This window comes from Peribacillus sp. NPDC058002 (genome assembly GCF_042886655.1).
Classification (GTDB): Bacteria; Bacillota; Bacilli; order Bacillales; family DSM-1321; genus Peribacillus; species Peribacillus aracenensis.
Map to the genome: position 1 here is coordinate 1 of NZ_JBHVQU010000056.1, position 25,167 is coordinate 25,167.

At 40.8% G+C, this 25,167-nt stretch carries 18 protein-coding genes and 1 pseudogene; 3 read left to right on the plus strand and 16 right to left on the minus strand.

Annotation, left to right across the window (positions count from 1 at the left end):
- From ACFVSH_RS12325 to ACFVSH_RS12375, 11 genes and pseudogenes are all read right to left on the minus strand, one after another.
- On the minus strand, positions 1-749 hold a 749-nt coding region (locus ACFVSH_RS12325; RefSeq protein ID WP_387706114.1), incomplete at its 3' end, for a D-cysteine desulfhydrase family protein.
- A gap of 319 nt (positions 750-1,068) precedes the next feature.
- Entirely contained in the window at positions 1,069-1,446 is a 378-nt protein-coding gene (locus tag ACFVSH_RS12330) for a RidA family protein (protein ID WP_387604995.1), read from the minus strand.
- Between the two features lie 91 nt (positions 1,447-1,537).
- Positions 1,538-3,016 carry an amino acid permease gene (locus ACFVSH_RS12335; RefSeq protein WP_387706116.1) on the minus strand — a complete coding sequence of 493 codons (1,479 nt, stop codon included), beginning with the start codon at positions 3,014-3,016 and terminating at the stop codon, positions 1,538-1,540.
- A gap of 182 nt (positions 3,017-3,198) precedes the next feature.
- Positions 3,199-4,644: a sigma-54 interaction domain-containing protein gene (locus tag ACFVSH_RS12340; RefSeq protein WP_387706118.1), complete on the minus strand. Its 1,446-nt coding sequence runs from the start codon at positions 4,642-4,644 to the stop codon at positions 3,199-3,201.
- Between the two features lie 55 nt (positions 4,645-4,699).
- Positions 4,700-5,875, minus strand: coding sequence for a MalY/PatB family protein (locus ACFVSH_RS12345; RefSeq protein WP_387706120.1), 1,176 nt, complete (start codon positions 5,873-5,875; stop codon positions 4,700-4,702).
- 239 nt (positions 5,876-6,114) lie between these two features.
- Positions 6,115-7,527, minus strand: a complete 1,413-nt coding sequence (locus ACFVSH_RS12350; protein WP_387604991.1) for an MBL fold metallo-hydrolase — start codon at positions 7,525-7,527, stop codon at positions 6,115-6,117.
- 50 nt (positions 7,528-7,577) lie between these two features.
- Positions 7,578-8,777 carry an NAD(P)/FAD-dependent oxidoreductase gene (locus tag ACFVSH_RS12355; protein WP_387604997.1) on the minus strand — a complete coding sequence of 400 codons (1,200 nt, stop codon included), beginning with the start codon at positions 8,775-8,777 and terminating at the stop codon, positions 7,578-7,580.
- 71 nt (positions 8,778-8,848) lie between these two features.
- Positions 8,849-9,190 carry a thioredoxin family protein gene (locus tag ACFVSH_RS12360; RefSeq protein ID WP_144553213.1) on the minus strand — a complete coding sequence of 114 codons (342 nt, stop codon included), beginning with the start codon at positions 9,188-9,190 and terminating at the stop codon, positions 8,849-8,851.
- A 51-nt stretch (positions 9,191-9,241) separates the two neighbouring features.
- Positions 9,242-9,343 (minus strand): annotated as a pseudogene (locus ACFVSH_RS12365) (thioredoxin-disulfide reductase); the annotation flags it as partial.
- 836 nt (positions 9,344-10,179) lie between these two features.
- Entirely contained in the window at positions 10,180-11,907 is a 1,728-nt protein-coding gene (locus tag ACFVSH_RS12370; protein ID WP_387604990.1) for a glycine betaine ABC transporter substrate-binding protein, read from the minus strand.
- A 4-nt stretch (positions 11,908-11,911) separates the two neighbouring features.
- On the minus strand, positions 11,912-13,117 hold the full coding sequence (locus ACFVSH_RS12375) for a quaternary amine ABC transporter ATP-binding protein (RefSeq protein ID WP_192207592.1): 1,206 nt from the start codon (positions 13,115-13,117) through the stop codon (positions 11,912-11,914).
- 1,770 nt (positions 13,118-14,887) lie between these two features.
- Here ACFVSH_RS12375 and accD point away from each other — a divergent pair.
- The gene (gene accD, locus ACFVSH_RS12380; protein WP_260288113.1) at positions 14,888-15,685 is read left to right on the plus strand and encodes an acetyl-CoA carboxylase, carboxyltransferase subunit beta; all 798 of its coding nucleotides are present in this window, start codon (positions 14,888-14,890) and stop codon (positions 15,683-15,685) included.
- On the plus strand, positions 15,682-16,635 hold the full coding sequence (locus ACFVSH_RS12385) for an acetyl-CoA carboxylase carboxyltransferase subunit alpha (RefSeq protein WP_387604989.1): 954 nt from the start codon (positions 15,682-15,684) through the stop codon (positions 16,633-16,635). The genes accD and ACFVSH_RS12385 overlap by 4 nt, the downstream gene beginning before the upstream one ends.
- A 585-nt stretch (positions 16,636-17,220) precedes the next feature.
- On the opposite strand, the gene ACFVSH_RS12390 is transcribed toward ACFVSH_RS12385, so the two are convergent.
- The 5 genes from ACFVSH_RS12390 to ACFVSH_RS12410 all read right to left on the minus strand — a co-directional run bounded on the left by ACFVSH_RS12390 (position 17,221) and on the right by ACFVSH_RS12410 (position 24,271).
- Positions 17,221-18,618: an amino acid permease gene (locus ACFVSH_RS12390; protein WP_260288112.1), complete on the minus strand. Its 1,398-nt coding sequence runs from the start codon at positions 18,616-18,618 to the stop codon at positions 17,221-17,223.
- A 324-nt stretch (positions 18,619-18,942) separates the two neighbouring features.
- Positions 18,943-20,460 (minus strand): histidine ammonia-lyase, encoded by a 1,518-nt coding sequence (gene hutH, locus ACFVSH_RS12395; RefSeq protein ID WP_192207589.1) that lies wholly within the window; start codon positions 20,458-20,460, stop codon positions 18,943-18,945.
- 115 nt (positions 20,461-20,575) lie between these two features.
- Complete coding sequence (hutP, locus tag ACFVSH_RS12400) at positions 20,576-21,025, minus strand: histidine utilization transcription antiterminator HutP (RefSeq protein ID WP_387604988.1); 450 nt, start codon at positions 21,023-21,025, stop codon at positions 20,576-20,578.
- 593 nt (positions 21,026-21,618) lie between these two features.
- Positions 21,619-22,992 (minus strand): penicillin binding protein PBP4B, encoded by a 1,374-nt coding sequence (pbp4b, locus tag ACFVSH_RS12405; RefSeq protein WP_387706124.1) that lies wholly within the window; start codon positions 22,990-22,992, stop codon positions 21,619-21,621.
- A 1,084-nt stretch (positions 22,993-24,076) separates the two neighbouring features.
- Entirely contained in the window at positions 24,077-24,271 is a 195-nt protein-coding gene (locus tag ACFVSH_RS12410) for a hypothetical protein (RefSeq protein WP_387706122.1), read from the minus strand.
- A gap of 334 nt (positions 24,272-24,605) precedes the next feature.
- Here ACFVSH_RS12410 and ACFVSH_RS12415 point away from each other — a divergent pair, with 334 nt between their 5' ends.
- A complete protein-coding gene (locus tag ACFVSH_RS12415; RefSeq protein ID WP_387604987.1) occupies positions 24,606-24,953 on the plus strand; it encodes a hypothetical protein in 348 nt (115 codons plus the stop codon).
- Positions 24,954-25,167: the final 214 nt, after the last annotated feature.

Below are 25,167 nucleotides of genomic sequence, written 5' to 3' on the forward strand. Positions count from 1 at the left end.
TCCTCACGAGGAATTGAATGTGGAATCCCGATGTGTGCTAACGTTTCTTTAACTAGCTGATGAACTTTCTCTTCTTGTTCAGCTTTTCCTCTGCTTACATTTATCCCAATTACTGATATTCCACTTTGATTTCCATGAAATCCTGCGGCCAAACCAGCATGCATTCCTCCGCTGCCGCTTACACAAACAACTGCTTTCAAATCAATTCCTTGGTCAAAGGACTGTGCCAAGATCTCCTGTGCACAAGCCACATATCCCGTTGCACCAATGACATTCGATCCCCCAACCGGAATGATGTACGGGCTATGTCCATTCTCTGTTACCTCTTTAGCTATTTTCTGCATTTCCTGCATTAAGTCCGCTCCATTAGGCACTACTTTGATTTGTTCAGCGCCCAATAAATGATAGAGAAAATAGTTACCGTTAAAATCTGGTTCAGAATTTGCAAGACCTTCTTCCAACACAAGAATGCATTTCATTTTCTCTTTAACCGCTGCCGCTAATGTTAAACGGCAATGATTGGATTGGATGCCTCCACATGTAATTAACGTATCCGCGCCTTTATCCAATGCATCGGCAACAAGGAACTCCAGTTTTCTTGTTTTATTTCCCCCAGCCGTCAAACCAAGCATATCATCTCGTTTAACATAAATGGATGGGCCCCCAAGAACTTCAGAAAAATGATCTAACCTTTCAATCGGTGTATATGTTGGTGTATATCGCTTTCTGGGAAATTGTGCTAAATTCATTTTTAAAAACTCCTCCTGATGCTTTTTGTTTTGGCTGTTTTCGCATACTTTGTTGCTGTTTACCAAGTAAAGCGCTGTGGTTGATTTCCCTCCAGATGCTCGCTTTCCGCGGGGCGGGCGGTGATCGGCGTATCCGCCTGTGTGGTCTCACCTGTCCCGCTGCTCCCGCAGAAGTCTCACACTTGCGCTCCATCAACCTTAAATCGTTTAGTTTTTAAAAACAACAATCTTTACGAAAAGAGCCTTTGTTTAAGAATGGCCATATTTACATTAAAGAAAATTGAATATCAATCTGCCTTCCCTTTTCAATTATATATCATTAAATAATAGCCACCGCTTCTACTTCAATAAGAGCATCTTTAGGTAAACGAGCAACTTCAACCGCACTTCTTGCCGGATAATTATCAGGGAAAAACTCTCCGTATACTTGATTCATCACGGCAAAATGATCCATATCGCTTAAAAAAACCGTTGTTTTTATTACCTGCTGTAAGCTTGATCCCGCCGCTTCTAAAACCTTTTCAAGATTCCCCAATGACACCCTTGTTTGCTCTTCAATATCATCTGGCATTTCTCCAGACTCAGGATCAATTGGGAGCTGCCCTGAAGTGTACACTATATTTCCTGCCTTAATACCTTGTGAATAAGGACCGATAGCCATGGGGGCTTCTTTTGTTATGACTGCTTCTTTTATCATATAAACCACCTCTTTTTTTGTAATCCCGTTAAAACGGACTTGAATGTAATATCCCTCTGAATGCCACGCTTACATGACACAGCCTTCCCGCTTATTCTTTTCGCTCAAAATCACACTCCATAAGCGGCACCATTTTTGTTTTCTTAATGATTTTATAACCCAACCAGAGAAGTAAGAAAATAGGTAGACCAATGTAGGTAGCCAGTATTTCCGCCCAGCCAATCTGATGTCCGAAAAAAAGAGTCTGTCCAAGAATGAAAACCACAAAAAATAACAGTGTGATAACCGGGCCCAGAGGGTACCATTTGGCTTTAAACGGCAATTCATTTAGATCTCGGCCTTGTGCTACATATGCTTTACGGAAGCGGTAATGACTAGCGGCAATCCCGAACCATTTGATAAATCCGGTAAGGGCTGAAGCATTTATCAGCCAAATAAAAACGGAACCATTTCCAAAAAGGGAAGCCAAAAAAGAGACTAGTCCTATAATTGCCGTTGCACAGAGCGCCAACATGGGAATTCCCTTCCGATTAAGACTAGCAAAGATTCGTGGTGCCTTCCCTTCTTTTGCTAAAGCCCAAAGCATACGTGAAGAAGCATACATTGCTGAATTTGCAGCTGATAATACAGAGGTAAGAAGCACTGCATTCATTACGGAAGCGGCAAATGCCAACCCAGCTCTCTGAAGAACGAGCGTGAAAGGGCTGATAGATACATTTTCAACGCCGGATTTAAGCAGGTTTGGATCCGTATAAGGGATAATCAAACCGATAACAAAAATCGTCAGCACGTAGAAAATAAGGATGCGCCAGAAGATTGACCGGATCGCTTTCGGCACGTTTTTCGATGGATTTTCGGTTTCACCTGCGGCCGTCGCAATCACTTCTGTTCCCTGGAACGAAAAGCCGGCGATGAGCACTACACTAAAGATAGATATAAGCCCGCCATGGAAAGGAGCATCCCCTTGGGTAAAGTTACTGAACCCGACCGCATGCCCTCCCATAATTCCAAAAATCATGGCAACCCCAATAACGAGAAACACGATGATCGAAATGACCTTAATACCGGCAAACCAGTATTCACTTTCACCATAAGCCTTGACTGATAAAACATTTAAGATTAGCAACAAACCGAGAAATAGTGCGCTCCACAATATGGAAGGTGAGTCTGGAAACCAATACTTCATAATAAGGGTAGAGGCCACCAAGTCTGCAGGAACCGTTATCGCAGTTGTATACCAATAGTTCCAACCTAACGCAAAGCCTAACGCAGGATCAATATACTTTGATGCATATATATCAAAGGCCCCCGGGACCGGTAAGAAGGCCGATAGCTCCCCTAAACTATTCATGACAAAATAGACCATGATACCGACCAGTATGTATGCAGCAAGCGCTCCTCCCGGCCCCGCAGTGCTAATCGTCGATCCGCTGGATACAAACAATCCAGTTCCAATAGCGCCGCCAATGGCCATCATCGTTAAATGTCTGGATTTCAGCTTCCTTTGTAATGATGATTTTTGATTTCGACCTTCTAGGGTCTTGCTTATCTCCGCTTCTAATTTCCCCATAGTGTATCCCCCTGTTTACTCATAGTTCACATACAATTGGTATGCAGGCTCACCTTGTTGTTCTTTTTAATTTTTAAAATTTTCTGTCAACCAACAAAGTACCTCTGCCTTCCACTTATAATTCAGCCGAGAAAATGCTATAAGCACTTCCCCGCATTAATATTATTTGAGTAAAGATGAAGTTAACATAATTTATACTTTTCCAACTTGCGATATAGAGTAGAGAGGCTAATCTGTAGTTCCCTGGCAATCTGTTCTTTGTCATCTCGATATTTTTCAGCCAGGAAATAGCTCTGGATTACGTCTTTTTCATATTCTGAAATCATTTGTTCTAAGCTTAATCCACTACACTCAACAGAGAGATGATCCTGTTGAAAGAGATAGTCAGGTAAATCTTGAAAGCCCACAATATCCGATTCGGCCATATTCACCATATATTCAACTGCGTTTTCCAATTGCCGTATATTCCCAGGCCAATCATAACGAATGAGCCACCGCTCCAGCACGGGGTCAAGTCTCAGTAGATTTCTTTGCATGATCATACAATGTTTATAAATGAAATGTTCGAGATACAAAGCAATATCATCACGCCGCTTTTTCAATGGTTTGGTATGGAGAGGGAGGACATTGAGACGATAATATAAATCCTCGCGAAAGGTTCCGTTTTTCACCATTTCCTCCAGGTTGCGGTGAGTGGCCGCAATCACCCGTACATTAATCTCGATCGCTTTATTACCACCGATTCTTTCAATCTCTTTTTCCTGTAAAACCCGTAATAACTTTGGCTGCAAGAAAAGCGGCATATCTCCAATTTCATCAAGAAAAATGGTTCCGTTGTGCGCTAATTCGAATTTCCCCATTTTCCCATTCCGCCTTGAGCCAGTAAATGATCCGCCCTCATATCCAAACAATTCACTTTCTAACAAGCTTTCAGGTATGGCAGCGCAATTAACTGCTACAAAAGAATGCATTCGGCGCTTGCTTTCAAAATGAATCGCCTTAGCCAATAATTCCTTCCCCGTACCACTATCTCCCCTAATCAACACTGTGGATGGGCTGTTGACAATCCTTTTTGCTTTTTTAATAACATCTTGAAGCCCGGAATCTTTACCAAGAATGTGTTCAAAAGTAATGGATTTCGGGGGCGTCGGTATATCTTCTTGAATTTTGCAACCCTGTTCTTTACCAAGGTCCAGCATTGCTAATTTATTGACCAGCAATGTACTAACATTGCTTAAAAACTGTATTAGGTTCTCTGATTCTAAAACCATTTTCTCCTTTTGTTCAAGGGAAAAACCAATCATGCCGATGACGCCAACCGGTTTATCTTGCTTTACAATAGGAAACCCAATGGTCGCGAGCTCTTTGCATTGATTCACGAATTTACAACTCCTACATTGCGACTCATTTTTTTTCACATCGTAAACCACTCCAGGCTCCCCTGTTTCCAATATCATTCTGAAAAAGGAGCCTTCCGGAGCCGTTTTGCCAATGAGGTCTTTATAGTAGCCGGTTCCGCTAATGCGAACGCCCTTTTCATCAAGCACCGTTATATCCAGACCAAGGATTCCTGCCGTGTTCTCAGCGTAATCTTGAATAAATTCTTGTATGCCGATAAAGCCTGCCATATTATCCTCCTCTGCTATAGTGCTATATGAAATAATTCTATAATAAAATAAATTTCTACGCTTTGCACAAAGAGGAAACAGCTTTTTCTATACCACCCAACGCATTTTTCAACATCGAACGCGGGCAAGCTATATTAAGTCGCATAAACCCTTCACCTTCCATACCGAAGATCTGCCCTTCATTCATCGCAACCCTTGCTTGGCGCAACATAAATTGATCCATTTCTTCAACTCCCAATTCTCGGCAATCAAGCCATACAAGGTATGAGCCTTCAGGCTGAATGACTTTGATTTGCGGGATGTTTTTGCTGAAATAACTCAGAGTGAACTCCAGATTCCCCTGCAAATATTCGAGGAGCTGATCCAGCCATTCTTCTCCATGGCGGTACGCAGCCTCTAACGCAACAACACCAAATATGTTCGGTGAACCAATGGATAATGTATTAAGTTCTCTGTCATACCTTTCACGCAGTTGCTGGTTTGGAATAATGATGCTTGACGTCTGCACACCCATTAAGTTAAAAGTTTTGCTTGGAGCAATGCAGGTAAGAGAATGATTCGCAAACTCTTCTGAAATAGAGGCAAAAGGAATATGGGTATGTGTTTTATAAACAAAATCAAAATGAATTTCATCTGCGACAACGAGAATGTTGTGCTTCATACAAAGCTGCCCCAGTCTCGTCAATTCTTCTCTGCTCCATACCCTTCCGATTGGGTTATGGGGACTACATAGAATCAACATTTTCACTTTTGAATCCATCTTTGCCTCTAGGTCTTCGAAATCTATTAAATAACGCCCATTTTCAAGCTTAAGCGGGTTGTTTACAATTTCACGGCCGTTCGCTTCGATAACGCGGGCAAAATGATGGTAAACTGGCGGTTGGATAATAATCTTGTCCCCTGTCTGCGTGAAGGACTGAATCGCCAACGATAGGGCTGGAATCACACCTGGGCTGTGGGTAATCCATTCTTTCTCAACCGACCATCGATGTCTTCTTTTCAGCCAACCAACAATGGATTCTATATATGATTCCGGTCTAAGCATGTAGCCATAAACACCGTGCTCCACACGTTGTTTTAATGCTTCGATGATAGGTTGTGGAGACTGAAAATCCATATCGGCCACCCACATCGGTATAACATCCTTTACGCCGAAATGATTTTCAAGATCATCCCACTTTTCGCAGTCAGTGCCCAGTCGACGGATTTCTTGGTCAAAGTTATATTTCATTGAGTATCTCTCCTTCTCATGTTTGCTTGTGTATCCTGCCTTTTATATAAGCAATTGTCATGCCAACTCATTTCTCTTATAAAATCTTCTTATTTTCATAGAATATCTTATTTGAATTCCCTAATACCGCGGTCATTTTTTTAAACCCTTTCATCCTAAACATCAGCACTTTTGCAACCTTAGGAAATATTTTCTTATAGATGATAAAATCAAAACATTTCATCAAGATTTCTGGTAGGTCACAACTTCTTCCGTTTCCGCCATTCCTCATACCCACCTACAAGGCTTTGTACTTCTTTAAAACCATGAACTTGCAGAAGGCTTGCAGCTATGGCTGATCTTCCTCCGGATTTGCAATAAACCAAAATTGGTTTATCATGCGGGAGGTTAGATGCCTGTTCTTGTAAATGGCCAAGCATGACATGATTAGCTTGTGGAAAATGGCCTTCCTGCCATTCGGCCATGCTTCGGACATCTAGCACATAGATGCTTTCTGTTTGAATGGCGTCATCTATCATGTCCATTGTCACTTCTTCATATTTCATAACACGTGAATCAGAATCGCCAGCCTGCTCAATGATATATGGATCCAATGTTGCAATGACGCGATCCAAGCCAATAGACTGGAGATCTTTTACAATACCTGCAACATCATCATTGCTTGCCAGAAGATATATAGGCAAGTCATAATCCAACAGCCACCCCGCCCACGTTACAAATGATTTGTTATATGGGATATTAATTGAGCCTCGTATATGCTTGGAGGCAAATGCACTGGCCGGACGCGTATCCAAGACTATTCCCTGTTCCGACCATTCCTGCACAATATCTATTGACCCCACCATAGGAAGTGGCGCTGATATCCTTCGGATTTGTTGCGCTCCATCTTTATTCAACCGCTTCATCATTGAAAAATAAGGGGGCGCCTCAGGCTGCCCAGCCAACAGCGCTTCAACAAAGAGATTTTCATCATTATATTGCAGTGCCCAATTTGTCCGTTTTTCATATCCGATGGTTGACGACGGGATCGCACCTAGCGCTTTACCACAGGCACTGCCCGCCCCATGCCCTGGCCATACTTGCAAATAATCTGGAAAGTTTTTAAATTGTTGCAATGACCGATACATCATGCGTGCCATTTTTTCTGAGGAACCATGTACCCCTACGGCTTTTTCTAATAAGTCGGGACGCCCCACATCACCCACAAATACAAAGTCCCCGGTAAATATGCCGAGCGGATCCTTGGTAGATGCACCCCCATCTGTTACGAGCAGCGATATATGCTCAGGTGTGTGTCCTGGCGTATGTACCACCTCAAAATGGATATTTCCAATGGCAAATACATCTCCATTTCTCAGAAAGCGGTGGTCATACCCAGTTGCGTACTCATATTTCCAGTCCGGCCTCCCTTCATCAGACAAATACAATGTCGTTTCAAGCCTGGAAGCCAGCTCCAGCGAACCAGACAAAAAATCTGCATGGATGTGTGTTTCCGTTACGCCTACGATTCTCACACCATGTGCTCTTGCCGTTTTTATGTAAGGTTCTATATTACGTGACGGATCGACAATGATCGCTTCACCGGTAGCCTGACATCCCACAAGGTATGAAGCTTGAGCCAGTTTCTCATCATAAAAATACTTTAATAGCATGAATCCTTCTCCTTTCAAGCACCTCGGATACTTATGTTTTGTTATGGCTTTTACATCTTTCCTTTAAGCATTCCGTTCCAATACATAACGGGAAGCAAGTTTTTCTTCAATAAATACATACTGAACCTCTCACGGGATTGATCGATGGGAAAGGTTTCTTGCGGCTGTAAATCATAATTGAACTCAGCCAGTATAAGCCGCCCATATCCGGTAACAAGCGGACATGATGTATAGCCGTCATATTTATGAACCATAAGTTTGGCACGCATCCGATGAAGCAAATTTTTCACAAGCACGGGCGCTTGTTTGCGAATCGCAGCCCCCGTTTTCGATGTAGGCAGGTTTGTGCAATCCCCTATGCCAAATACATTGTCATAGTGTTGATGCTGAAGAGTATATTTGTCCACATTCAGCCACCCATTACTTGCCGCGAGCGAACTATTCTTGATAAAATCAGGAGCGCTCATCGGTGGTACCACATGTATCATGTCATAATGCATATTCACGCGCTCTTCCGTGTCCAGGTTTTCAAATGTCGCTCGCTTCTTCTCACCATCAATTTCAATAAGATGATGCATAAAATATGTCTCTATTTCTTTGCGTTCAATTATTTTATTAAGTGCCTGTTCATATTTTTTTACATTGAATATGGATGGGTTCCCTGAAACGAAAATAACTGAAGATTGCTCGCGAACTCCTGATTTTCTGAAATAGTCTTCTGCCATATACATAATTTTTTGAGGAGCACCACCGCATTTTACCGGCGTGTTCGGGTTGGTGAAAATGGAAGTCCCCCCCTTGAAGTTTCTGATCGCCTCCCAAGTGCCATCAACATAATCATAAGAGTAATTACTACATACACCATTCTTTCCAATACTCTCTTTTAAACCTTTAATTTTATGCCAGTCAATTTGAATCCCGGCTGCGACAACTAGATATTCATAGTGCAGTTTCTTTCCGGATGCTGTTACAACAGCATTTTCATCGGGCTCAAAAGTGGTTATCGCATCCTGTACCCACACTGCTCCGCTCGGAATAACGGATGCTTCCTCCCTTTGTGTTACGGTTTTGTCAGCTACGCCAGCTCCCACAAGTGTCCATAATGGCTGATAATAATGTTTCGTCGCAGGATCAATGATTGCAATGTTTCCGCTCAGAGTACGTGATTCACGCAAGAGACGAGCTGCGACCGTAATCCCGGCACTGCCACCCCCTACAATCAAAATTTTGTAATGGATTTCATCCTTCATCTTTGCCATTCTAAGCACCTCATCTCAATTTTATAAAGTAGCTCACCAATCTAACCCTTCAGCATTAATGATTATCTTTTTAATTTCCCACTTTCTACGATTTGATTGAGAAACTGTTCAACCTCTTCCTGGCTTTTTCCGATTTTACTTACAAAGCGATTAAGTTCCTTCCCTTCTTGAAAAGCAATGAAGCTTGGGATTCCATACACATCTAACTTCTCTAATAGTTCCGGAAAATGGTCTCGATTTACTGCGATCATATCTATTTTTTCTTTATACGCTTCTTCTACAATTGGCATGAATAAATTGGTATTCTGACAGTCCGGGCACCATTCAACATAAAATTTGGCTACAACCGGTTTTGTTGATAAAATCGCCTCATCAAACTCTTGCTCAGTTTTGATCTCTTTCATTATTACAATCCTCCCTATATTTTGTTCTCAACGTTATACTGATTGTCTCCATTACTTGATCGCTCTTGCATCAAGATATCTTTCGCAATCCAGAGCAGCCATACAACCACTTCCTGCATCAGTAATTGCATGGCCGTATTTATGATCTTGTACCAGGATTCACGATGATATATTCCATACCGTCCGTAAATTGATCCATATCCGCAGATCAAACCTAGTACGAATCCGACAATAGTTCCTGAAACAATGGAGAAGAGTACTTTAATAGTCGTCATTCTCTCCGAGACTCTTACCAAATAGTTGGCTATTCAGCTCTCCCTCCTTTCTTGATTTACTCTTATTTATATAAGCAAAAACCATGCCAACTAATTTCTCCTGTAAAACCGCTTGTTTTACACACCCCGCACTTTATTAATTCTCAATTTTGCCACCATTCCCCTTAAAAAGACTTTCTCATCAAGCTTGATGCCTTCTTAAGAATGGGAACTACTTTTGCACCTGTAATAAAATCAACTTGTATAAAATGGTTCATTAACATATCGGTTATCGTTTAACTGAAAAAGGATACATAAACAATGTTATTGTGTTACTTCTGATGAAAGAAAAAATCGCCCTCAATTTATTCAGGCGATTTAACGTTACTGGTATTGTAGATTTTAAAGCTGGATGTATACTGTCGTCCTTCAGTTCAATCCTAAGCCAGGACAAAATTGAGCTGGATAGGTCTTATATGAACAGAATTTGCGGCTAACTTCTGACTTGCTTCCATACATCACCTTTATCTTCAAAAAGCTATATTGGACATCTTCCTTTTGGTATCACTCTTTATCGCTCACGAAGCTGACTATATGACTAACCCTTAATCCAACTTAAAACGTTTGACTTCTCGCATAAATTCTTTGCCGCTTTTTTGCCATAGAAAAATCCCCTACATGTAAACTGTTAAGAACAGCCTACCTGTAGGGGATCATACAAATTCCCGCGTTTTCTTATTTCAAGTCTTCAATCGAATCAATATCGACGTAATCCGGTACGACCAGACCAAGCTTTGTTCCTTTTAAGTTAGGTCCAAGGTCAACTATTTCATCTTTATACTTATTATAGTATTCAAGATGTGTTCCCGGGAGCCATGCAGCTACCATTGCGTCCGCACTTCCGTTTGCAACGCCAGCAAACATTGGCCCCACTTCGACCTGACTCAATGTTACATCATAGCCATTCTGCTCCAGTACCTTGCCAATCACATTCGTACTGGCGATTTCAGTGTCCCAAGCAACATAAACCAGTTTGATTTTTTTACCATTTCCTGATTCAGCACCCTTGGTCCATTCGGATACTTTGTCCTGATTTTCCTTTATCCATTTTTCTGCTGCTTCTGAAGGAGTCATACCTTCAGTAACCTTGACCATTACATCTTCCATATCTTTAGTATCCCAGAAGAATTGATCAAGAATTTTATAAGCGCCAGGGGCATCTTGTTCGAGGCCTTTTCTGGCAATCGAATTAATATTTTCAGCTTTACCGAAGTCTCCCTTCGGATCTTTGAGATATTTCAAGTCATATTTCGAGAACATCCAATGCGGTGACCATCCTGTAACGACGATTGGTTCTTTTTTATCAATTGCTTTTTTCAATTCTGCAACCATCGCTGCCGATGACCCTTCAACCACTTTCCAATCATCCAGCTTATAATCATCCATTGCCGTTTTAGTCAACTTCATTATCCCTGCTCCAGGTTCAATTCCGATGATTTCATAATTTGCCTTGGCAGCAAGACTGTTTTCATCCCCGTTCACAGCTTTTTCTTTTGTAAAAGCACCGAATAGTGCAGTACCCACAACAAGTAAAGCCAATATTGTAAAAATGATTTTCCTGCTAACGATATGTTCGTAAGCTGGTTTACGAAGGTTTTGCGTGATACGATCTAAAATGATTGCAATGATTACGATGGATAATCCTGCTTCAAATCCTTGCCCAACATTAATTTGGCTGACAGCCCTGTAGACATCAGCACCAAGTCCGGGTGCTCCAACCAATGAGGCTGTAACAACCATTGACAGTGCGAGCATGATGCTTTGGTTAACTCCTGCCATGATCGTTGGAGTAGCCAATGGTATTTGAACCTTGAATAACTTTTGGCTGCTGGTGGAACCAAAAGCATCCGATGCCTCGATCAAATCATTAGGCACTTCCTGAATCCCAAGATTGGTCATTCGGATCGTCGGTGCGATAGCGAAAATGAATGACGCAATGATCCCAGGCACTACCCCTATTCCAAAGAATAATATCGAAGGGATCAAATAAACGAATGCAGGCATCGTTTGCATGAAATCCAAGATTGGGGTTACGATATTGCGCACGGTTTTATTTTGTGCACACCATATTCCGATCGGTATCCCGATCACTATCGTTAAAGCTCCTGACAATATAACGATTGCCAGAGTTTGGATACTTGATTCCCAATAACCCAGATTATCAATCAATAGCAAGCTGATGAATGCAAATACTCCTAATGGCCATTTGCTTGTATAAGTAACTAAAAGGGTCAGGACGATGATTAAAACAATCGAAGGTCCTGCACTCATTACATCGACCAAGATATTCAAAAGACCCTCGATTACATCCGTAATAAATGTAAATAATCCAGCAAATACAATAGTTATCCAATCCACTAAAGAATCGACCCAAGCTCCTAGTGGGATTTTCGGCATATTCATTGAATTATTCACTCTCCATTTCATTCAAGGAATCTTTATTCCCGGCCAAAGCACCAATAACGGCACCGCGAAGAAGGATTCCTTTAATTCTGTTCTGATCATCGATGACTGAGATTGGCAAGCTTGAAGTCGCCATCACATCCATGAGGTTTCCAAGTAATTCATCCTCTTTTACAGTTGGGATATCAGTTGACATCACTTCTGAGATCGATTGGTTATTGCTCATTGCCTGACGAGCCTGTTCAGCAGTCACGGCCCCCAATAACTTCTGCTTTCTATCCACAACAAAAATGCTGGAATACCCTTGTTTACGCATGATTTCCAAGGCAACCCTCGGACCTCTGTCCACCGCGATCTTCTCTGGGCGTATCATCACATGAGACGCTGTCAATACTTTTGATAGATCAACATCTTCCACAAACTTCTCGACGAATTCATTGGCTGGATTCATCATGATTTGTTCAGGGGTTCCCAATTGAATTACACTTCCATCTTTCATGAGGGCAATTCTATCCCCTATTCTTAATGCTTCATCAAGATCATGTGTAATGAAAATGATCGTTTTTTTATACTGATCTTGGATTTGGATCAGTTCATCCTGCATATCCTTGCGAATCAATGGATCAAGGGCACTGAAGGCTTCATCCATCAATAATATGTCCGTATCACTTGCGAGCGCCCGGGCTAACCCAACCCTTTGCTGCATACCGCCGCTAAGCTGTGATGGCAGTTGATTTTCGTAGCCTTTCAATCCAACGGCCTCAAGTGCCTTCATCGCATTTTCATGACGTTTCGCTGGATCCACTTTTTGAATTTCGAGCCCGAATTCGGCGTTTTCCAATATCGTTTTATGCGGAAATAAAGCAAAGTTCTGAAAGACCATGCTTATTTTCTTTTGTCTGACTTCCCTTAAGCGGGCCGCGTTCATCTTCACGATATCTTCATCATCAATTAAGATTTCACCCAATGTCGGATCGATCAAACGATTGAACATGCGGATCAAAGTGGATTTCCCGCTTCCTGACAAGCCCATGATAACAAAAATCTCGCCGGGATAAATCTCGAAATTAACATTATTCACTCCGACCGTTTGTCCTGTTTCTTTCAAGATTTCTTTTTTCGTTTTGCCTTGCTTCAATAAGTCTGTTGCTGCTTTTGGAGATTTGCCAAAAATTTTCGAGACATTTCTGACTTCTACATACGGCTTCATCAATTCACCTCATTCTAATAGTTGCCCATATGATATTCAGTTTTGCTGAATTCCCCCGTTTTATGCGAGTGGATTAATAATGCACAAGTACCTTGAAATAACGAAATTCCACCCCTATCTTTTTAAAAGCGGAAGTGACACATACTCAGTGGCACAGGGCATAACGTGCATAGAAAAAATAATCTATATTTATTATTCCCAAGAAGCAGTTCTTTACTTGGATTATATATGTGTGATTAATTGAGCATTTCAAGTAGGGAAAAAGAGGTGCAATCACAACTGAGGAAACTAGCAGGCACAACCTATACCAACTGTAATATAAACGATTTCCACTTAGAGTTTTGTCCGGATGATGGACATACGACTACCCTCTAAAGTACTTCATTTCCTTAACCAGGTAGAATGATACTTGCAGTGCAGTATAACACCAAAACGCATAGAAATATGATTATGGGTTCCCAATGTGTCTAATTTGAGCATTTCAAGTAGGGAAAGAGGGTGCAATACAACTGAGGAAACTAACAGGCACAGCATATATCAACTGAAATATAATGGTTTTTATTTTTTAGAGTTTTGGCCATCCCCATCACACGGAATAAACCGTTCTCTCTAAAGCACTTCATTACCTTAACAAACAATGAATATAAATTCAAATGATGTGCGGCAGAATTGTTGAGTATATATGTTAAGATCGTGCCTCATATGAAAGTGGCACCATCCTTCTATAAACATTGATTTATCAACGGTTAAAGCAAAAAATGCGATATTGAAAATATATTTCCAGACACACGATTTATCATTTTTTTATAAATGTGAAATTATCTCACAATTGAATACTCTTTACGAACAAAACCAGAAGTACGAAAAAGAGCGTGAAGCGCACGGTACGACAGAATCGTTGGCTCGCTTGGTGAAACCAGCTACAATTTGACACAATCAGTCGCTCTTTTTTTGTATATCATCACTAATCTAACAGCAGGGAAAAACCATGCACATGAAATACCTGCTGCCCCTGGCTGACATCCTGGATCACTACGTAACGATTCTCAGGAGCATGGATGAACAGCATAATAAGCACGTTTTTCGTAGCGTAAATCAACAGTTGCTGCACCTTTCCCTAACTTAGCCATAAACTTCTTAAACATTTGGTTCGTTTCTCTTTTAATTTCCATTAGTCTGATAATTCTACTTTCAATTAAATCTCTATCAATTTATACAAATATACAGCTCTTAAAGTTTCATTTACATTCCAAGATTGTCCTCTTGAATATTATGTGTCAATAAAATATTATCCATGGAAGAATGACCCATTCAATTATATTAGTAATTGCATATTATGAGCTTACACTAACTAATGGGAGTATTCGCTTTATTAAACGACCCCTTGCTATTTGGTAAATCGAAACTGGATCAATGGTGAAGCAATCGATAACCTTTGTTCTCCATATAGAAGATAATAAGTGTTTTTTAATGTTTGTATACTCGATTTGTATACAAGCCTATGTATTTCCCTGATAAAATCGTTCTGATTTCCCAAGTAAAAATGCATTCATACAGGAATAGATAATTTCATAATGAAGACCCACCAAATAAAATCTTCATTCTCTTGGATGATTGCTGATTGTATAAAACTTTTTAATGAAAAGCTAAAAAACGCAACGGTGAGCGTAACTTGTAAAAAGCGGTCTTACCAAAGGAGGATTGATGGAGATTTATCCATTAAAGAGAGAAAAATTAGAATCGAATTCTTTTTTTGAAATAGACAAAAGCATGACTCCAATCCCTTTTACTTGTAAATCATGTGGGGAAACTTTTGATGAATCTCTTATGAAAATAGAATTGAATGTATGTCCGAAATGCCATTATCACCACCCGGTTTCAGCTTATGACCGCATTTCAATGCTTACAGATAGTGGTTCTTTTTCGGAATTCAATAAAAGTTTAATTTCCGTTGACCCGCTGAACTTCCCTGAATATAAAGATAAATTAATTTCTGATATGAATAAGACTGCATTAAATGATGCGGTTATTACTGGGGAAGCTTCCATAGGTGGCTATCCAATTGTGATTGGTGTCATGGATTCTCGTTTTCGTATGGGTAGTATGGGCTCAGCAGTCGGCGAAAAAATCACAAGAGCCATTGAGGAATCAATAAAAACACGAAAACCATTTATATTGTTTTCGGCAAGCGGCGGAGCTCGTATGCAAGAAGGAATTCTTAGCCTCATGCAGATGGCTAAAACGAGTGTTGCTTTAGAACAACTAAACTACGAAAAAATCCTTTTCGTATCCGTTTTAACGAATCCTACAACGGGTGGAGTTTCTGCTAGCTTCGCTTCATTAGGTGATATCAATATTGCCGAACCACAAGCTTTAATTGGCTTTGCAGGAAGACGCATAATTGAACAGACGATAAGAGAAGAACTTCCGGAAAATTTCCAAACCTCTGAATTTTTATTGGAGCATGGGCAACTGGATATGGTTGTAAATAGGAGTGAATTAAAACAATCATTAACAACCATTTTAAAAATCCATCATCTCGACTTCAGGGAGTGTTTTAAACGATGAACTTGCAAGTATTAAAACAACTTGAAAATCAAATTGCTGAATTGAAAGAGGTGTCTACAAAGCATAATCTTGACTTTAACGAAGCAATAAATAATCTTGAGCAAAAAGTCAATGAAATCAAAATTCATCTTAACGAGAATATGGAAGTTTGGGATAAAATTCAACTAACCAGAATTCAACAACGCCCTACTACTTTAGATTATATCCACCATATTTTTGAAGACTTTATTGAACTTCATGGTGACAGACTTTATGGGGAAGATCCTGCATTGGTTTCAGGAATAGCTACCTTCGAAGGAATGCCCATAACTGTCTTAGGAAATCAAAAAGGTAAAAATACCAAAGACAATATCTATCGTCGTTTTGGCATGTCGCAACCTGAAGGCTACAGAAAATCCCTAAGAATTATGCAACAAGCCAATAAGTTCAATCGCCCCATCGTCACATTTATCAACACGGCAGGAGCCTTCCCGGGTCGTGAAGCCGAAGAACGCGGACAATCTCAAGCTATCGCCCTCAATCTTCGTGAAATGGCAAGTTTTGGAGTGCCTATCATCTGTTTTGTAGTTGGTGAAGGTGGGAGTGGTGGTGCATTGGCTCTTGGTATCGGCAATCGAATCTACATGCTAGAAAACACATTTTATTCGGTTATTTCACCTGAAGGAGCAGCAGCACTATTATGGAAGGATGCCACACAAGCAAAACGAGCAGCTGAAGCATTGAAAATTACGGCTAAGGATTTGATGGAACTAGGGGTGATTGATGAGATCATCAAAGAACCTGTAGGAGGAGCACATATTGACATCCCACTTCAATCGCACTTTATCAAAGAAACCTTACGAAAAGCATTACAAGAACTTGGTCAATTAGATAAACGCATACTACGCCAACAACGTTTTGATAAGTTCCGAAAAATCGGTGAGTATATAGAAGAAAGGACATTTAAATAAGTAGATGAACAATTAATTCCGAACATGTTCATAGACCATTTGATATAGACGTTAGACTCAACATTTTGTAATGCAAATTATAGTGTCCATTCTTTCCTCCCCAATTACACCTGAATTATTTTATATCCTTTTGTTACATTATTCATGGCCATGCCAAATAACCCTCCAAACCCTTTCAGGGTTTATCTCTGTTTTACAAAAACGTTAACTAGGCTATATCAAGGAAATCTCTTGCCTTTTTAACAAAGCATAAATTCAATGAACCTCCTCCGACTTTAATCGAACTACTTCACGTTTTAAATGTTTGTCCCTTTTCACCAATAGAAAAATCCCCTCCTAGGTAGATTATCTAGGAGGAGATAAAAAAGGCATATCCCTTAAATGAAATTGATAATATGCGTATTGATTCAATCATCTCCAACAGTTACTTCGGCTCAATCAACTGGCATCAACTTCAAATAATTGTTTATTTTGTTTCTTTGGCGGTAAGGAACCTTGTCATTTAAAGGCTGCTAACTTTCTTAAAAAAGAAAAGCTGTATTTTTCAATAATTAATCCTAATAAATTATTAAAGAAGTCTTATGTCTATTTTGCATTCCTATGTTCATCAAAATCGATTTGGCATTCCTCCAGCGGAATTACTTTTGTTTTCTTAATGAACTTATATCCAAGCCACATTATCAAAAAGAATGGGATGCCAAGATAGGCAGCAATCACACTTGCCCAGTTTATGCCATCGCCAAGAAAGGCTTGATAGTTTTGCGCCAATAAAACGAAAAAGCAAAGTGTAAAGGCAAATATCGGTCCGAAAGGAAACCATTTTGATTTATAGGGAAGATCGTCCAGCGAATACCCTTGGGCTATGTAAGCCTTTCTAAACCGATAATGGCTTGCCGCTATACCCAGCCAAAATATAAATCCAGTGACTCCAACCGCATTCATAAGCCAAATATAAATAACTCCATCACCGAAAATAGAAGCAAAAAAGGCCAACATCCCTACAAGTGAAGTGACAATCAGTCCCCAAATGGGAACGCCACGCTTGTTAAGCTTCCCGAAAATCCGCGGTGCCAGGCCTTCTTTTGCCATTGAGTACAACATTCGGCTTGTCACGTAAAGACTTGAATTACCAGCGGATAATACGGCTGTCAAAATGATGGCATTCATCACGGAAGCAGCAAATGCCAGTCCCACTTTTTCAAACACCATCGTAAACGGGCTAACCATGATTGTATGTCCCTGCAGATTGCCATTCGTATAGGGAACGATCAATCCAATAACAACTATGGCCAGGATGTAAAAGAGGAAGATTCTCCAAAAAATGCTGCGAACTGCACGAGGTACATTTTTTGCCGGGTCTTCACTTTCACCGGCTGCAACACCGACTATTTCTGTACCTTGAAAAGAAAATCCAGCAGCAATGAAGATGCCCAATGTTGCCAAAAAACCACCGGCAAACGGAGCGTCACCAACTGTGAAGTTTTTAAAACCAATCGCTTCTCCATTCATAATTCCGAATATCATCAATATTCCGACAACGATAAAAATGATGATGGTTGCGACTTTAATGAGGGAAAACCAATATTCCCCTTCGCCATATCCTTTAACAGATACGTAATTCAATAAGAATATCAAAACTAAAAACAAAGAACTCCATAAAAAAGACGAGCTGTCAGGAAACCAAAACTTCATTACCATCGTTGCCGCAGATAGTTCCGCGGCAAGAGTCATCGCCCAAGTGAACCAATAGTTCCAACCAAGCGCAAACCCTAATGCCGGATCAATGAAACGTATAGCATAGGTACTGAAGGCTCCGCTGACTGGCATAAATGATGCCAGTTCCCCGAGGCTTGTCATAATAAAATACACCATTATACCGATTACGGCGTAGGCGACCAGAGCACCGCCAGGCCCTGCAGAGTGAATGGCCGGCCCGCTTCCGAGAAACAGTCCTGTTCCAATTGCACCGCCCAGCGAAATCATCGTAAGGTGGCGCGCTTTCAGCTTCCTTTGTAAAGTATTTGACGGCTGGTTTTGTTCATTTATGACAGGTGGTTGCAATTGCCGATTTTCCAAATTAGATTCCCCTCCAAAAATGCATATTTAATCGAGCACGAATAGGTAAAGCCGATCATTCCATCAATGGTCATTTCCTGCATTTATTACTATTTAAAGGTCATTTTCTCTAATGCCGGGACCTTTTTGGATTTCTGGGATCTATGTTGCATTTACATAACGATGTTAGGCTTAAAACCCAAGTCAAAGGGCTATAAGCCTAACGTTTATTCGGATATTCCGCACTTCATATTAAGTTGTAGGCAAACTCCTATTAATAAATGAATTCCAATCGATTTGATGTAACCAGCTCGCCGTTGCTTCGATATCTTTTGAAAAGATACGATCTTGTGTAATGCTTGGAATGAGCTTTCTTGCTTCCGTATAAAACTCTTTTGTAAACGGAGCCATCTTTTCGATTCCGCGGTATTCCACCGCTTGTAACGCACAAATGAGTTCAATCGCCAAAACGCGGCGAACGTTTTGAATGATTTGATGTGCGTGTCGGGACCCAATCGTTCCCATGCTTACATGATCTTCCTGGTTCGCTGAAGATGGAATGGAATCCACGCTTGCAGGATGTGCGAGTGTTTTATTCTCAGAGACGAGTGAAGCTGCACAATATTGCATGATCATCGCTCCCGACTGCAAGCCAGGCGACGGACTTAAGAATGGCGGTAAATCATTCAGCTGAGGATTGACGAGTCGCTCAATGCGGCGCTCTGAAATGTTCGCAAGCTCGGCAACAGCTATTTTCATGAAGTCCATCGCAAATGCAATCGGCTGGCCATGGAAGTTACCCCCTGAAATAACCTTTTCCCCATCGTCAAAAATAAGCGGATTATCCGTCGCCGCATTCATTTCGATCTCCAATTTCTCTTTTACATAATCAAGAGTTTGCCATGATGCACCATGCACTTGCGGGATGCAGCGGAGCGAATAAGCATCCTGTACCCGCAGTTCTCCTTGCTTGGTGATGAGCTGGCTGCCGCTGATCATGCGAAGGATCCGTTCCGCGACCTCTGTTTGCTGGCGGTAACCGCGTGCAAGATGAACATCCGGATCAAAGGCATCTTCAATGCCGCGTAATCCCTCTAAAGTCAGTGAAGCAATCGCTTCAGTTTGATGGGCCAGCTGTTCAGCTTCAATGTAATTTACTAGGCCCATCCCCGTCATGGCCTGTGTTCCGTTAATTAATGCAAGACCTTCTTTTGCTTTAAGTGTCACTGGAAGAATGCCTTCCTTCGATAAAGCTACGATGGCCTCCATTCGCTCTCCTTTATAAAACACTTCCCCTTCTCCCATCAATACTAGCGCTAAATGGGAAAGCGGCGCCAAGTCCCCACTTGCACCAAGAGAACCTTGCTGAGGGATGACCGGGTGGATATGAGCATTCAAAAGATCGATCAAACGTTCTATGACGACAGGACGGACACCTGAAAACCCTTTTAATAGCGCATTGGCACGGAGAAGGACCATAGCTCTCGAAACCACCTCTGGAAACGGTTCCCCGACTCCGCACGCATGGGAATGAATCAAATTCCACTGTAGCTGCTCTGCGTCCTCAGACTCAATCAATACATCGCTGAACTTTCCAAAACCTGTTGTGATGCCATAGACGACTTTCTTTTGTTTCACGATATTTTCAACCGCTTCCCGGCTTTTTTCCACTTTCTTAACACTTTCGGCAGAAGCCGAGACAAATGCCTCTCCATACAATACTTTTTTCGCTTCTTCAATCGTTAAAGTTTGACCTGTTAACATTATCATTTCCTGCACCCCTATTCTTTTTTTAAACACACAAAAGGAGGCCATATTGACAGACTTATCCAGTCTTTCAATACAGCCCCCTATTTCACTAAAATAACTATAGGCTTTTAATTATTTAAATGTGGTTAATTCCCAAGCCAACGGCTTCATGTTCAAATCCCCGAACAGGTGCTCCAATCGTTCCATACACTGCGACAGCAATCCATTCACCTTCGTCCCCGTTTTCAAACGGCCTGCCCCGAACGATTGCAAACCGAAGGCCCGCAGTCCTCAAAAGGCCGCCAAGCTCGACTTGGCCGCGTGTCACTCCTTGGAGTGCTTCGATGATCGCATGATACAGCGCATGCATTTCACGATACATATCGGGATTGACTAATCCAAGTCTTTTCGCTGATGTCTCAATGGCCGCAACTATTTTCTGCAGCTCCATTGAACCGACTTTACCTTTTCCATAAAGCCAATCCATCCGCTTTAGATCATTCATCAATATGGCTTCTTCCTCTTCGTCCGCAAACGCGTACATGATTGCATGGCGCCCGATTCTTCTGTCGAATTCCTTTGTCATGCAAGTACCTCTTTTACAATTTTCTAAATACACTAATAACTAAATATTATTGTAAGCGGATACAAGCTATTCAGTCAATATATTTTTTGAAAATAAATCTTTCAGGGGATGATTCATCACTCCCCAATGCAGCTTTCTACCTATACAGCCCTCATCAATATTCTTTGAAAACCAGTGAATGCAAGAAAGCGGTAGAAAGTGAGCTAAGCAAGGACGAAACGGCCGAGCCCGCCAACGCGAGCATTACAGATATAATGCCACCTCTCGAAAACGATGTAATCCCGAAAACCAATGCAGCACCTAAACCTGCCCCTACAAAAGAGAACATCATTAAACCTAGGTAATTTACACCTGGTATAGCCACGAGAACCGCAATTAAAAAGGAAGACCGCATAATCGTTTGTACAAAATGAGGAAATCATCGAAAAAGGTGTCCATGATAATTTGCTCCATCAAGACGGAGCATACAAAAATCTAATCCTTGCCCAAACTGTGTAAAAAATTAAAGTTTGTCTAAAAGAAATCCACACATTCATATAACAAGAATAAAGGCCTCCCGACTTTAATCGGAGGCCTTTACTTTATGGAGATATTCATTCATTCGTTTCCAATGCTTCATAAATCGCAGTCACAACACTTCCATAGCTTCCTGTTTTGAAGAGATCGCCAAAAAACTGATTGGAATTGGCTACAGGGTCAACGAGCGGAGAGTGCTTTTTATTGGTTAGTAGCACAATCCCTAAATCCTTCTCCGGATCAATGATCGTGACCGTCCCAGTCCATCCAGTATGGCCGTAGGCACTGTCGCTCGCATAAGGGCTGAACATCCACTCCATGCTAGCATCGCCATTTCGCCTCCACCCAAGTCCATATGTAGGATTCATTGCGGAAGGTGCGACGAATTCATCGATGGTTTTTTGATCAAACAACTTATGTTTACCGTATCCCCCGCCATTCAGCATCACCTGCAGGAGGACGGCCATATCTTGCGTATTGGAGAAAAGACCAGCATGCCCTGAAACTCCCCCCATCGAATAAAAGGCTTTTTCATCATGTACTTCCCCTTGAAGTGTGTATGTGCGGATGTTAGGGAAATCTATCACGCCGTCCCGGGTGTTACCAAGCAATTCAGTTGCAGCAAAATCCATTGGCTTAAAGCCCTTTTGAAGAGGATTGAATTTTGTATTTTTCAAACCAAGCGGCTTGTACAATTCATTTTCAACATAGGTGTCAAGCCGCTTACCTGTTATTTCTTCAACAATGGCGCCAAGCAGCATATAATCGACATCACTGTATACATTCTGTGTTCCGGGTACATATGTGAGCGGTGTTTTGGAAATGAACTGGATGGTTTTATCCCGTTCCTGGGAGTAGAGTTCTTTCGAAACCTTTGGATTATGGTATTGGGGATCAGGTCTAAAGCCTGCTGTATGATGGAGAACATCAATAATCCTCAGATTGTCCTTTCCTTTGATCACATCCTCCTTTGTGTCTTTGAATTCAGGAATGTATTGCTGGACTCTTGCCTGGATATTTAGCTTTCCTTCGCTGACCAATTTCTGAATGGCAAAATTGGTTGCATACATCTTCGTGTTTGAAGCAAGGTCAAATAACGTTTCATTTTCCATTTTCTTAAACTTCTTAAGAGGTGTATGTTCATTATATTTCTGTTTGTATCCATAACTTTCATTTTTGACGATTTTTCCGTCCTTTATGACAATCAGGGCAGCACCAGGAAAACCCGCAGCCACTTCCATTTCAATAAGCTGATCCACCTTTTCCAGCTTTTCAGACGAAAAGCCCGCTTCTTCAGGTTTTTTTGCTTTCTTTAACATGGGATACTGGCTGGCAGTTTCCTTACTCACAGCGGCTTCCCGATTTGGATTTTCATTAGCCAAGGACACGGATGGCGCTAGTAAGGAAAGAGCCAGAATTGAACTAAGTGTGCAGCTTGTCCATATATTCATCATTTTCCACCCCTTTAAAATCGCACTTTAGTAACTAAGGAACAACTTTGTCTTTTGACACCTATCGAAAGACAATTTCTCATTCCGTTCTTTTTTCACCAGGCATCACAATCCCCTAATGCAATCATCGTGTATCCTTTTCCGTTCCGGGTAGCGATTGGGTATCTTATTCTAAAGTTGATAAATGCGGATATTTTCCAAACCTGGCTAATATTTACCAATAATTCTCAATTTTCAGTATATATGATTTCGAGCATCATTTCAATTTGATATTTATATTTTTAAAATTACATTTCAAAGAGGAAAATCGATTATTAAAATCTTGCGCTCATCAAGGAAAAGCAAGCAACACACTGGAAACAAAGACAGCAGGCGAAATTCCAGCGTTTCGTCTGGTTGGCATTGTGGAAAGTGCCTATCGAACAGCAAGAATTTTGCCTCCTATGCCGCTTATTAAAATAGAAAGTAAGATCAAATCAAAATCTAGCTTTCCGTTGCACAATGTACTTCAGTGAATATGACACTCAGGATATGTGCTTCAAGCATTACATGTTGTAAGTGAGAACTAGCGATTAAACGCGACCATGAAAATACAATAACGGTGAGTATGCAAAGGCCTCCCACATAAACTGTGGGAGGCCTTCAACTCTAATGATATTCATATGTTGGGTGAGCACTCATTTCTGAATCCCCGTCCCCCTATATTAAGTGATTCTAGGGATGTTTGTATCATGCACCCCATTTATATTAAATAAAGTAAGCAAATGCAATATTATTAAGAAAGGCTCTTTTCGTTAAGATTGTTGTTTTTAAAACGAGACTATTTAAGGTTGATTGGAGTGGAAGTGCGAGACTCCTGCGGGAGCAGCGGGACAGGTGAGACCCCACAGGCGATTACGCCGAGGAGGCTCACCGCCCGCCCCGCGGAAAGCGAGCATCTGGAGGGGAAATCAACCACACCGCACTACTTGGTAAATAGCAACAAAGTATGCGAAAACAGCCTTAAGAAAAGAACAAAAAAAGCCCTTCTCTTTTGAGATGGCCTATGAGCAATCGCTTAACTTTTAAAAGGCTTTGCTTGATGCTAGTGTATTCTTGATTGTTCGCATACATCGGAATAGGAACGGCCATGTTTGTATGGGAGCTTAAATAAGTTATCCATAACAGCAGTAACACAATCTTCGCAATAAAAATTGACGAACTCCCTACCTTGTTCAAAAATTGGTGTCATCGTATCTATGTCAGCCCATTTAAAACAGTAAATACACATTTGCCTCATGATATATCACTCCTTTAGTAAATGGAAATAATTAGTAATAATCAAAAGAAGAATATGTGCTACTTGTTCGACATTATTCTTGAAAAGATATTCTTTCGTAAAAAATTCCTAACATAATAAAGGGAGTAAGGGGAATAAACTGCTATAAAACTATATCCTTCATATACCACTTAAAATGGGCATTAAACCTACCAAAAAACATTATCTTTTCTACCAAGACTTTCTCTTTTAGCAGAAGTTCCCCCCAGGTTTCAAATTTGTGTTTACTCCGTTTGCTGATTGGTAATAACATAATACAACTTTTAACTATAAATCAGAGTAGGGAGTGATATTTATGACAAGGCGTTCCAACAAAACCAAACATAAAGCAAAAACTACTTTGAATAATTTAAAAACTAATATTAAGGAAACATTATTTAATATCACAGACAATCCATCAACATCTGTACAACAATTGGCCTATTATATACAACATCACCCTGATGTAAAAGTCACCAAGAAACAAATGCTTGGAATTCCCTATACCTTCCATAACTTAGAAACAAACGGGTATAATTATTATTTAGAAACCAATAGATCTAAAATTTTGCAGTTGGATGGACATTATCAGGATAAAAAAATGGTATCTTATCGATCATATAGGGATTATCATCAATTAAATGTACCAATTAAAATGCCATAACTAATATTTCCAACCTCTTTAATTAGAGGCTTCCAGACTGTAGACAAACTCGATGAAAATCGAGTTTGTCTACAGCATTTGAGGTCTCCCCTGGATAGGCTTTTCCCGCCCGGAGTCTCGCTCAACCCCCCTTTTGTTACATAAGAAAAAGAGCTGCAAATGAACTGCACCCCAATTGTTAGACAACATCTAACAATTGGAGGTGCAGTTTTTT